9 protein-coding genes and 3 pseudogenes are annotated in these 11,648 nt (G+C 57.2%); 7 read left to right on the top strand and 5 right to left on the bottom strand.

Annotation, left to right across the window (positions count from 1 at the left end):
• Positions 1 to 126: 126 nt before the first annotated feature.
• Positions 127 to 1,277 (bottom strand): IS3 family transposase gene (locus J2X53_RS22080; RefSeq protein ID WP_349039647.1). Its coding sequence is split into 2 segments (ribosomal slippage): positions 127 to 1,010 and positions 1,010 to 1,277, totalling 1,152 coding nucleotides; the frame shifts between segments, so codons are not numbered across the junction.
• A 235-nt stretch (positions 1,278 to 1,512) separates the two neighbouring features.
• On the opposite strand from J2X53_RS22080, the pseudogene J2X53_RS22075 reads away from it, so the two are divergent.
• Positions 1,513 to 1,671: pseudogene (locus J2X53_RS22075) on the top strand (IS5/IS1182 family transposase); the annotation flags it as partial.
• A 179-nt stretch (positions 1,672 to 1,850) separates the two neighbouring features.
• On the opposite strand, the gene J2X53_RS22070 reads toward J2X53_RS22075, so the two are convergent.
• Positions 1,851 to 3,572: a GMC family oxidoreductase N-terminal domain-containing protein gene (locus J2X53_RS22070; RefSeq protein ID WP_349039646.1), complete on the bottom strand. Its 1,722-nt coding sequence runs from the start codon at positions 3,570 to 3,572 to the stop codon at positions 1,851 to 1,853.
• A gap of 72 nt (positions 3,573 to 3,644) precedes the next feature.
• Entirely contained in the window at positions 3,645 to 5,144 is a 1,500-nt protein-coding gene (locus J2X53_RS22065; protein WP_349039645.1) for an aldehyde dehydrogenase family protein, read from the bottom strand.
• A 298-nt stretch (positions 5,145 to 5,442) separates the two neighbouring features.
• On the opposite strand from J2X53_RS22065, the pseudogene J2X53_RS22060 reads away from it, so the two are divergent.
• Together J2X53_RS22060 and J2X53_RS22055 are read left to right on the top strand one after the other, a co-directional pair.
• Positions 5,443 to 5,660 (top strand): annotated as a pseudogene (locus J2X53_RS22060) (transposase); the annotation flags it as partial.
• 54 nt (positions 5,661 to 5,714) lie between these two features.
• Positions 5,715 to 6,005 carry a DUF1153 domain-containing protein gene (locus J2X53_RS22055; RefSeq protein ID WP_349039648.1) on the top strand — a complete coding sequence of 97 codons (291 nt, stop codon included), beginning with the start codon at positions 5,715 to 5,717 and terminating at the stop codon, positions 6,003 to 6,005.
• Here J2X53_RS22055 and J2X53_RS22050 read toward each other — a convergent pair.
• A pseudogene (locus J2X53_RS22050) lies at positions 5,968 to 6,469 on the bottom strand (transposase); the annotation flags it as partial. The gene J2X53_RS22055 and the pseudogene J2X53_RS22050 overlap by 38 nt on opposite strands.
• A gap of 64 nt (positions 6,470 to 6,533) precedes the next feature.
• A complete protein-coding gene (locus J2X53_RS22045) occupies positions 6,534 to 7,760 on the bottom strand; it encodes a CaiB/BaiF CoA-transferase family protein (RefSeq protein WP_349039644.1) in 1,227 nt (408 codons plus the stop codon).
• Between the two features lie 98 nt (positions 7,761 to 7,858).
• Between J2X53_RS22045 and J2X53_RS22040 the strand changes: the two genes are divergently transcribed.
• From J2X53_RS22040 to J2X53_RS22025, 4 genes are all read left to right on the top strand, one after another.
• The gene (locus J2X53_RS22040) at positions 7,859 to 8,659 is read left to right on the top strand and encodes a CoA ester lyase (protein ID WP_349039643.1); all 801 of its coding nucleotides are present in this window, start codon (positions 7,859 to 7,861) and stop codon (positions 8,657 to 8,659) included.
• A complete protein-coding gene (locus tag J2X53_RS22035; protein WP_349039642.1) occupies positions 8,656 to 10,149 on the top strand; it encodes a fumarate hydratase in 1,494 nt (497 codons plus the stop codon). Before J2X53_RS22040 ends, J2X53_RS22035 begins: the two co-directional genes overlap by 4 nt.
• Before the next feature lie 217 nt (positions 10,150 to 10,366).
• A complete protein-coding gene (locus J2X53_RS22030; RefSeq protein ID WP_349039641.1) occupies positions 10,367 to 10,507 on the top strand; it encodes a hypothetical protein in 141 nt (46 codons plus the stop codon).
• 173 nt (positions 10,508 to 10,680) lie between these two features.
• On the top strand, positions 10,681 to 11,619 hold the full coding sequence (locus J2X53_RS22025) for an ISL3 family transposase (protein WP_349039640.1): 939 nt from the start codon (positions 10,681 to 10,683) through the stop codon (positions 11,617 to 11,619).
• The last annotated feature ends 29 nt before the right edge of the window (positions 11,620 to 11,648 follow it).

Genomic DNA, 11,648 nt, shown 5'->3' with positions numbered 1-11,648 from the left:
CAAATTAAACCACCCCAAAGAAAGACCGAATACATAGAAGCAGGGTCAGCGGTGCATCGACAAATCACTTGCAGGGGAAGGCAGTTCATACATACTCCCCACTCCTTGGACAGATTCCGGGGTGATTTAAGCTATTGCCTGCGCCTGCTGATCGGTTTCAATGCTGTTGAAGTAGACCACGGCGGGCGGTTGTCCGCTATGGGCGGCGTGAGGCCGCAGGTGGTTGTAGAAGGTGATCCAGCGGCCGACGCCGGCCTTGGCCTGCGATCCGGTCTCCCAGGCGTGCAGGTAGACGCATTCATACTTCAGGGACCGCCACAGGCGCTCGATGAAGACCTTGTCGAGGCAGCGGCCTTTTCCGTCCATCGAGATCCGGGTCCCGACCCGCTTCAGCCGGTCGGTCCAGGCGAAGGATGTGAACTGGCTGCCCTGATCGGTGTTCATGATCTCGGGCGGGCCGAACTTGTGGGTCGCCTCGTTCAGTGCCTCGACGCAGAAGTCCGCCTCCAGCGTGTTCGATATCCGCCAGGCCAAGACCTTGCGGGTGAACCAGTCCATGACGGCAACAAGATAGAGAAAGCCGCGGCGCATCGGGATGTAGGTGATGTCCGCGCACCAGACCTGGTTCGGCCGCTCCACCCGCAGCCCGCCGAGCAGATAGGGGTAGGTCTTGTGCCCCTTCGCGGGCCTGCTGGTGTCAGGCTTCTGGTAGATCGGCATCAACCGCATAAGGCGCATCAGCCGCCGGATGCGCTTGTAGTTCACAGCATGGCCTTCGTTCTGAAGATGCCAGGTCATCTGACGGACGCCGTAGAACGGGGTTTCCAAGAACTGCTGGTCGATCAGCAGCATGAGGTCGAGGTTCATCGCCGTTTCGCCCTGCGGCGCGTAGTAGAAAGAAGACCGCGAGATCGACAGCAGACGACACTGTGCGCCGATCGATAACTTGGGATGGTTGCGTTCGATCATGCCCCGCCTCACTTGCCGATCCAGGGCTTGAGCTTTCGTGACAAAAAATCGTTGGCCACGGCCAGTTCTCCGATCTTGGCATGCAGGTCGCGCACCGTTTCTTCGGCAACCTCGGCCGCCACAGCAGCCTTGCCCCCGCGTTCGAAGATGCCCGCGGCACCCTCCAGCAACGACCGTTTCCATTGATGGATCATCGTCGGATGCACGCCATACTCGGCGGCAAGTTCCGACACCGTGCGTTCTCCCTTCACGGCTTCAAGCGCCACCCGCGCCTTGAATGCTGCGTCATGGTTCCTGCGTTTCGACATGTCCTGATCTCCTCGTGCTTGGAGATCAGCAGACTTCAGATCGTAGCTTCCGTCACTGTCCAATTTCTGGGGGGTAGCTCACGACCGCTCCTGCATCGTCCAGCCCGGCAAGACTGCAAACGGTCTTGCCCAAATCAATTCCTAAAACCTTGATGTCCATCAGATGCTCCTCTCTCCACCTATGTTCGCCACAGTAGCAGCGGTTTGGTGGGAAGGCAGTTCATCCCATTAGCTCACCCCCGGCGACGCCCTGTTCGCCGTTCTTTGCGCCTGCGGCCACAACATCCGCAAGATTCTGGCCCACCTCATGGCTTGGCTTGTCTGGATGGTCGTCGCCATCTTGAACCCAATTTACCACTCGGGACGCCAGTATCAGGCGATCACAGCAGCCTGAAAGGATTGTTCAAGGCTAACTAACTAACCAAAGTTAGTCCCCGGCAAAACCGGAGCGGTTGGAACAGGCCGCGTCAAACCCTGAGCAGAGGGTTTGACGCGGGTGATTTGTGCACCGCACTGTGGTGGGATAGTTCTATCCGAAAGGTATATAAATTCTGCGCGACATACCTACAGTAGCTACCGTCCTGTCAAAATGTCCGCCAACTTATACCCAACCATTGCCGCAGGGACCATGGTGTTGGATCTTGGCACGTCTGGAAATATCGAGGTGTCCGCGATGCTCAGGTTTTCGACGCCTCTGACAGACAGATCGCTAAGTGTAACAGCCATCTCGTCTGTATCCGTTCCCATGCGCGCGGTACCACACATGTGATAATAGGTCGAGCATCCATTCCGGACAAACTCTTTTAGATCGTCTCGCGACTTTGGACCTGGCAAAACTTCGCGTAAGACATGGTCACGCATTGCGGCAGAGTTTCCGATTTCTCTTGCCTGTTCGATACCAAGCAGAAGTGTATCGAAATCATGTTGAACTGACAGAAAGCGGGTATCAACAGCCGGATCGTCCATGATGTTGTCAGATTTGAGATAGACACTTCCCCGACTTCTCGGTTTCGCCAGTCCAGGGACGATAACCCAAAGGTTTCGTTCGGGCATCTTTGCGCTGCTCGCGTTCTCGGGCGACACAAATGGAATTTGCATTTGAACTGGCATGAGATCGGGGGCACCCGCGGGACTGTTCACGTTGGCGAAGTAGACACACTGTGAACCATTCGCCATAGGATCGAAGTCGTAAGGTGCTTCCCATGCGCAGCTCGCGACGAGGGGATGATCGTGAAAATTCTCGCCAACGCCCGGCAAATCCACTTTGGGGGAAATTCCAAATTTGCTGATGTGCGCGGCTGGGCCGATGCCAGAAAGCATCAATATCTGGGGAGTCTTCAGCGCCCCAGAAGAGAGTATGACCCGGCTACTTGCCGAGATAACCCGGGTTTCATCTCTCCATCGCAGCGATACGCCCGTAGCGCGCGTTCCTTCCATCGCCAGGCCAAGAACGGTTGCATTCGTCAGGACAGTAATATTCGGGGATGCGAGGACCGGATGAAGGAACGCGCGGGCAACGCTGCCGCGTTTTCCATCCTTTTCAATGATGTTGCTATAGGCGATCCCGCCATCCCGCTCCATCGTTTCGGCATTTATGTCCTCCACCACGGGGAGGCCAAAGCTCCCGCCGGCGCTTCTCATGTCGCGCGCAAGGGGCGCGATATCGGTTTGCACACTGCTGTGGAATTTCCCGCCAACGCCACGTAGTGGGCTTGCTGGACCCTCATAATCTTCCATAGCCAGGAACGTTTTGACGACGTTCTGATAAGACCACCGGTCGTCGCCCAATTGTTGGGCCCAACCATCGTAGTCGGCTTTGTGTCCACGCGCATAAATCAGAGCATTTACCGAGCTGCCACCACCGATGACACGCCCCATTGGAAGAGGTGGGATGCGGTTGTTTAGCAGTGGGTTTGGCAAGCCCTGGAACAACCAAAAGAGCGAGGGGTCCTGATAGATCTTGATCCACAACAGGTCCAGAATCCCTGCCGCATCATCAGCTCCGCCCGCTTCAAGCAGCAAAATCGAGGCCTCCGGGTTCCTTTCGGACAGTTCTGCGGCAAGGACGCATCCAGCTGAACCTGCGCCGCATATGATATAGTCGTAACTTGCCTTAAGATTCTTGGTATTGTAGGCTTGTGTCTGGGCAATGGCCTGGGATGTGTCGGCCAGATATGATGCAGTTGCCGCAGAAATACCCAAAGCCGCCAGAGATTTCATGAACCCACGACGTGAGAGTTGGCCGGCGGCGTATAGATGGGTTGGCGAAGACTTCATCCTTATAGGGTCTTTCATTTTTAACTCCCTGAAGTGCTTTTGATTTTTTTTGCTGAATTTGTGGCAACGACTGGTACTCTTGTGCAGCGCTTAGAGCGCCGCACATACGGTTTTCACTTCCGTATAACTGCGAATAACTTCGCTGCCCTGCTCGCGCCCCCAGCCGGATTGTTTGAATCCGCCGAACGGGAGAGCCGGATCGAAGATATTGTGGGTGTTGATCCAGACATTCCCCGCCCGCAGCTTTTTTGCGGCCTTGTGGGCAGTTGACAGATCTTTCGTCCAGACTGAGGCGGCGAGGCCGAACACTGTATCGTTGGCAAGCCGTATTGCATCATTCCGGTCGTCGTCGGAATAAGATTGCACGCAGAGAACTGGTCCAAAGATCTCTTCTTTGACGACAGACATTTCAGGTCTGGTATTGGTGAGGATTGTCGGTGTTAGGAAATAGCCATTTCCCTCGGGACGGGTGCCGCCGATAACGCAATCTGCGCCTTCGTTTTTCCCTTGTTCCAGATAGCGTTGAACACGGTCAAGCTGGTTCTGAGAAGCCATTGGGCCCATATTTGTTTTAGAATCAAGGCTATGGCCGAGGGAAATGTTCTTTGCCATATCGGCAATCCCCTCGACAACTCGGTCATGAAGACTTTTGGGGACGAAGAGGCGGGAGCCAGCCGTGCAAACCTGACCTTGATGAAAGAGAATAGCTGACGCTAATCCGGGAATGGCTTTGTCGATATCTGCATCTGGGAAGACAATCATCGGGGATTTTCCACCAAGCTCCAGGGTGACCCGCTTAAGATTTCCACCTGCCGCAGCAAGCACTTTTCGGCCAGTCGCGCCCGAGCCAGTGAATGACACCTTGTCGATGCCCTCATGCGCCGCGATCCGCGACCCCACTGGATCGCCATAGCCCGTCACGACATTGACAACGCCCGGTGGAAAGCCGACTTCTTGGATAAGGTCCATCAAGCGAAGCATGCTGAGCGGCGTCACTTCGGAAGGCTTGATAACCGCAGTGCATCCGCAGGCCAGCAGCGGCGCCAGCTTCATTGCGGTCAGCAGAAGGGGAAAATTCCAAGGGGTAATGACGCCGACGACGCCGACGGGTTCACGCAACGTATAGGCATGAAAATCGCCCGGCATCGTTGGGGTCAGGGTCTCGCCACTAATTTTACTGGCAGCGCCCGCATGGTACGAATAGACACGCACCGTTGTAGGGATGTCCGCGGCCCTTGCATAAACAATGGGCTTTCCTGCATCCAGAGCCTCAAGTTCGGCGAATTCTTCTGCGCATTCCGCCAGGCGATCAGACAGTTTTTGAATCAGTCGCCCGCGTTCATAGCCGTTCATCTGTGCCCAAGGGCCGCTTTCGAATGCTTGGCGCGCAGCTTTGACGGCGCGGTCGACATCTTCAGACGTGCCAGAAATGACCTCCGAGATTTTCAATCCCGTTGCAGGATCGAACACAGCAATGGTTTCGTCGCTGGCGCCGGAAGTCCAATCGCCGTTTATGTGGTGCATATGCAGTTTTTGCAGGAATTTACGCACAGCATCTGAAATTTCAAAATTTTTAGTGTCCTGGTACATTAGATCGTCTCCACTGCCTTTGTTTCTCATTTATATACATGTGAGCATCAACTTAATTGATGCGCTTGCTCTCTCATTGTGGGTGTCCAAGCTTACTGAGCGTAGCTTTTGAACGTTCCTTTCAAACTATTCGAAAGTGAAATGCCAATTTCGGCAATTATTCATACGCTTTCATTATGAATTCTTGAACCCTAACGCATTCACGCTGCCAACTTGCAGTGTCCTACGCCCCCAGAGGCGTTGTTGCGGACACTGACCGCCTAGAATACATCGTGAATACATGTGGTTAGAGTATCGTATAGCCAAGCCATCACCCGCCCGATAACGCACAACGAATTGGTCCAGCTACACCTCTTCGCTCCGCAGGGGCGGGTCACTTGTGATCTGGCTGGGCAAAGAAGTCGCCTGGCTTGCGCTGCCTGACGGCAGCCCTGGTCGCCCCGCAGCATTCTTGATGCCGCCATCGAGTTCCGCTTGATGATCAAAGTGATTTTTAACGGACCGCTGAAAAACTCTGGCCTCGATGACGATCGCGGCACCTGTTTCACCACCAGCACCGCTAGATCGGAAGTGGCGAGGCGCAAAGCGGCGCTCGTCATTGAGATGATTCAGGGCAAAGCGACGGTGGCGGAGGCGAGCCGGTCGTTCAATCTGACACCTTCAGAAATCGAGGGTTGGAAAGAGGTCGCGAAGCGGGCCATGCAGAATTCTCTGCGCGCCAAACCGCTCGATAACCGCGAGCAATTTGCGACCCAGTTCAAGGGCCTTCAGGAGGGCCTGCAAGCCGATGGCAGCGCAGTGTCGATCGCCACCCGCACCAGTACGGTGGCTTGCGCATCAGCATGCCGTCCAGCCAAGTGACCGGTCGAGCGCTGGCATGGGCATGTCGTTTTATGATGACACTGTTGGCCCCGATGATCAGCAGCCGCCTCAGGGCACGCTCGCCCATCTTCGTCATGGCTACGAGGCGCTGCTTTCCCCCAGTGAAATGTTCTAGGGGCGTGAGGCCGAGCCGCGCGGCGAAGTCGCGCGCCTTGCGAAGTGTCACGGGCGCGTGGCTGCTTCGCAGACTCCTTCCGCGTCGCCTGCGTCATACTTTTGCCGCTTCACGAGGGGCTTCACCTATGCCGGTGGGATCAGCTACACTTCAAGGCCCAACCTTCCGATCTCGCGGCCCCAGAAGTGCGCACCGCCGCAGGCTTCCATTGCGACAACGCAGGAGGGAAGCCGACCGAAAAAGTCCAACACCTGCTTCCGCCGCAGCTTCTTGCGCCTCAAATTCTTTTTTCCGCCAGGTCGAGCCCGATCATGATAATCTCTGACATGACCGCTCGCCTTTGTGGATCGTTGCAGACCCACCTTGGCAAATAGTTGCCGTCGGAGGGGCGGTCACAACATCGATGCCGCTCTCGGCCAATCATCCGAGGATCCGAACTCCTTGCGCACCCTCTCTCCATCCGCGTCGAGAGCGGGTACGGGGCCGAATACTGGAATTTCACCGTCGACGACGGCACCGGGCGACAAAAGGCGAACCGGACCCGTAGGCGTATTGATCTCAACAAAGCGGTTCTGCGGATGCTGGGCTAAATCGTTCATCGAGTTGACGCGCCCATTGGCAATGCCTGCAGCTTCCAGGCGGTCAGCCATGGTGTCTCGGGGCACATTAGCGAAGGCTTGCAATATCAACTCGTCCAATGCCGGGCGGTTGGCAACACGGTTTGAATTGCTGTCGAACCGCAGATCTTCAGCAATGGCCGCGTCTCCGAGGATCTGATCGCAGAACCGCACCCATTCCCTTTCGTTCTGTATCGAGAACAAGACTTCTTTTCCTTCGGCGCAGGCAAAGGCACCATAAGGCGCAATAGTTGGATGACTCAATCCGTTGCGGTCTGGGGATTTACCACCGTAGACGAACTGAAGATATGGGACGTTCATCCAGTCCGTCAGAGAATGGAATAGGCTCACCGCTATGTGTCGTCCCTTCCCGGTAGTGTGGCGGGCGTAAAGCGCCTGCAATACGGCCTGATGAGCGGTCATCCCGCATGCAATATCGCATACGGACACACCGACACGCGCCGACCCTGCGGAATTTCCGGTGATTGACGACAGCCCGCTTTCAGCCTGGACCAACAGATCATATGCTTTGCGTGACGCGAAATTGCCGTCCTCACCGTAGCCGGAAATTGATACTGTGATCAAACGCTCGTTCTTCGCCCGTAGACGCGCCGGATCAAAACCTAGACGCGTGATCGCGCCGGGAGCAAGATTCTGAATAAAAACATCTGCGATCTCCAGCATCTTTTCCATTATTGCCTTGTCTGCATCCTTGCGCAGATCCAGGATGACAGACTCCTTGCCGCGATTTAGCCAGACAAAATAGGCACTTTCGCCATGCACGAGGTGGTCATAATTGCGGGCAAAGTCGCCCTCTTGCCTCTCGATTTTGACGACGCGGGCACCAGCTTCTGCGAGTCGGCCCGATAGGTAAGGCGCGGCGACGGCATGCTCCAACGATACCACGAAGAGCCCATTGAGATCATCAGACATCGCTTCTCCTTTTGACGTGGCTGCCTGATCAATTTGCATGAAGGGGTCGGAAACGGAAATAAGTTTCACCTTTGAGTGCCATAAGAATTCGCTATATCAACTCCGTTCTGCCACCTGCTAGACTGATGGGAGCTTCAGATAAGCAGGGCCCACGAAAGTACCACTTCATGAATCTTGATCAGGTCACCTTGCCTCTGTTTGTGCCAGCCAGCCGGATGGACCTATACGCCAAGGCCGCCACTACTGGCGCAGATGCCATCATCGTCGATTTGGAAGATGCGGTCACTCACCAGGACAAGGATGCGGCCCGCGCCGCTTTAGTGGAGGATTTGCCCCGCGACCAACACGTCCCTACCTTGGTGCGCATCAACGCAGCGGACAGCCCTTGGTTCGAGGCTGACATAGCCGCCTGTCGTGATCTGCGGCTGACGGCGCTCATGCTGCCCAAAGCTGAGAATCCAGACGTCTGCGCCGCCCTTTCGGACCGGACAGGGCTGCCTGTCGTCGGTCTAGTGGAGACCGCTCTAGGTCTTTTTCACGCCGATGCTATCGCCGCTGCCTGTGCGAGGTTGGCCTTCGGATCCATCGACTTTGCCGCTGATCTTGGCTTAGCCCACGAACAGACACCCTTACTCCATGCGCGCGCCGTGCTTGTTCTGGCGGCGCGACTCGCGGGTCAGGCTGCCCCTTGGGACGGAGTAACGGTGGAAGTAAACGACGTGGACAAGATCCTACAGGACTGTCGCCACAGTGTTGCCATGGGCATGGGTGGCAAGCTGTTGATTCACCCCGCGCAGCTCGAAACTGCCCGCCGCGGCTTTGCCCCGACCGACACCGAACGAGAATGGGCGACGCGAGTGATCGCGGTCACGGAGGGCAGCACGGCGGCGGTCAAGATGGATGGACAGATGGTCGACGCACCGGTCATCGCCCGTGCGCGTGCGATCTTGGCACGGGTTGCCGCATGACTAAGCCCCGTATCACTGATGACCACCTGATCGACAGTGTTGCCGAGGCGCTGCAATACATTTCTTACTACCATCCGCCCGACTTCATTTCTGCAATGGCCGAGGCCTACGAGCTCGAGGAAAGCGAGAGTGCTCGCAACGCGATTCGTCAGATCCTGATGAATTCCCGAATGGCCGCCATTGGGCAGCGTCCGATATGTCAGGACACTGGAAGTGTGAACGTCTTTCTTGACATCGGCGTGCAAGCTCCGCTGGGCTGGACCCGCACCCCTCAGGACCTCATCGATGAGGCAACGCGCCGCGCCTATGCACTGTCCGTGAACCCGCTGCGGGCCTCTATTGTCACCGACCCGTTGGGAGCACGGCGGAACACCCGCGACAACACACCTGCGATGATCCAGACGGAATTCGTCGCAGGCGAAAGCGTATCCGTTTCCGTGTCGGCCAAAGGTGGCGGATCCGAAAACAAGGCTAAGTTGGCCGTTCTAAACCCATCAGATTCCGTGGCCGATTGGGTCGTCGATACGGTCGCGAAACTGGGTGCCGGCTGGTGCCCTCCGGGTATGATCGGATTGGGTGTCGGCGGCAGCGTGGACAAGGCGATGGCAATGGCGAAGCGTGCGCTCAACCTTCCCATCGATATCAGCGAGTTGCGCAGACGCGGGGCCGAGACGGCCGAGGACCGGTTGAGGTTGGAGCTTTACCACAGGCTCAATGCGCTGGGGATAGGGGCACAGGGACTTGGCGGATTAACGGCAGTTCTGGATGTGAAGGTGCTCAGTTTTCCGACCCACGCCGCTTCACTTCCTGTAGCGTTGATCCCGAACTGTGCGGCAACTCGGCATCTGCATTTTACGTTAGACGGGTCTGATCCTGCGACCTTCACGCCACCTGATCTGTCACTCTGGCCCGATTTGGGCGATTGCGCAGTCACCGGACGCCGTGTCGACCTGGACGCGCTGGATGAAGCGATGCTTGCTTCGTTCTCGCCAGGAGATACACTGCTGTTATCCGGGCGGCTTTACACCGGACGAGATGCCGCCCATCGACGCATGATTGAAGGCCTGGCGAAAGGTGAGCCGCTGCCCGTCGATTTACGAGGGCGGGCCATCTATTATGTCGGTCCCGTGGATCCTGTGGGCGACGAGGTCATCGGGCCCGCCGGCCCCACGACGTCTACCAGAATGGACAAGTTTACCGCGCCGTTGCTTGCAGCGTCCGGTCTCAAAATAATGATTGGAAAGGCCGAGCGCGGGCCGGAGGCTATTGCCGCGATCCGCGAACATGGTGCGGTCTATCTGATTGCGGTTGGCGGTGCAGCCTACCTCGTGTCCAAGGCGATCAAGCGGGCGAAACCCGTTGCCTACCTCGAACTCGGGATGGAAGCAATCTACGAGATCGAGGTCGAAGATATGCCCGTCACCGTTGCCGTTGACAGCCGGGGGCAGTCGATCCATCATAGCGGACCCGCGCGTTGGCGCAGAGGGTAATACGACGCGGGGTCCTCGCTTAAACTGCCGATCGTAATCCACCCCGATCTTGCGATCCAGGAGTTTGATCCAACGGTTTGATGGTGCGATCCCTTCCTTTAGACCCCATGATCGCGCAGTGAGCTGACTGGGTCTGTGGCCTCTCCCGCGGCATTCTCCGTCCGAGGGCTGCGCCAGATTGGCTGGCGCAAGGCCTCGAGAATAGGGGAGAGACCCCATGCAGGATAGTATGTTCATCGGGCTGGATGTCCACAAGGCGACAATTTCGGTTGCGATTGCGCAGGGCGAGCGCGGCGGCGAGGTTCGGCACTGGGGATCGGTTCTCCATCGCCCGGATCATATCCGCGCGTTGGTCTAGAAGCTGGCTGTTGGAGGAGCGCGCTGCATTTCTGCTATGAGGGGGGGCCTTGCGGCTATGGCCTGCATCGCCAGCTCGTCGAGTTGGGATGTGTCGCGTTGCCCTTAAATCGGGTCATCCTCAATTTGTGTGTCACGGTCTGACCGAGCTTCACAGATTGAGGGGATCAGGCCGTGGTATCGAAGAAGCATTGGGCTCCAACCGCCAGCGTGGAGGTTGGTGAGGTCCGCCAGTCTGAGACGGGTGCATGGGTTGTATCTGGCAGACTGGTTCCGAATGGCATCTGCCCTGAGTGCGGGACGCCCTCAAGACAACGACATGGTTGGAGGCGCCGGCGGATTGAGGACTTTCCCGCTGAGGGCCAAGGGGTTTGGATCGAGCTCAGGGTTTGTCGATGGCGATGTTTTAACTCGGATTGTCGCCGCCGCACGTTCTCCGATCGCGAGGCGGCGGTGGCGACCCCTTATGCGCGCCGGACGTCTCGACAGGCGCAGCTCTTGAGCCATATGGCGCATGCCGCTGGCGGCAGCCCTGCTGAACGGCTATTGCGGCGGCTGGGTATCCGGGTCAGCGACGATACCATTCTCCGACAACTGCTGCGCGCGGCACAAGTTTGTCCCCCATGCGCGCGGATCATCGGGATCGATGATTGGAGTTGGCGGAAGTCGCAGACCTACGGGACGATCATTGTCGACCTCGAGCGTCGCGACGTCATCTATGTTCTCGAAGATCGTGATGTCGTCACATGCACGGATTGGCTGAGGCATCATCCCGAAGTGGAGGTCATAAGCCGGGATCGCTGCGGTCTCTACGCCCAAGCCGCCCGACATGGAGCGCCGCAGGCGGAACAGGTCGCCGACCGGTTTCATATCGTGCAGAACCGATCCATGGCAATCGAGGAGCAAATGAACCTGCACGGTCGTGCAACTGGCAGGGCCTTGCTCTCCGATGCAGACAACATCAGCACAGCTCAGAACCTTCTGAAATCACGTCTTGCCCATCGCAAATCCCGAGAAGAGATTTTCAGGACCATTTCGGCATTTAGAGTAAGCGGTGCGCCAGCCCCGTGGTTTCGGCATGAAGTGACTTCGGGCATGTCGTCCTGCAACTGAGTTTGCGGGGGACTGGTCGTGGAGCACCA

The sequence above is a fragment of the Pseudotabrizicola sp. 4114 genome, assembly GCF_031457365.1.
Taxonomy (GTDB): Bacteria; Pseudomonadota; Alphaproteobacteria; order Rhodobacterales; family Rhodobacteraceae; genus Pseudotabrizicola.
The sequence above is the reverse complement of the archived record's forward strand: the minus strand, read 5'-3'. Positions and strand labels throughout refer to the sequence as shown.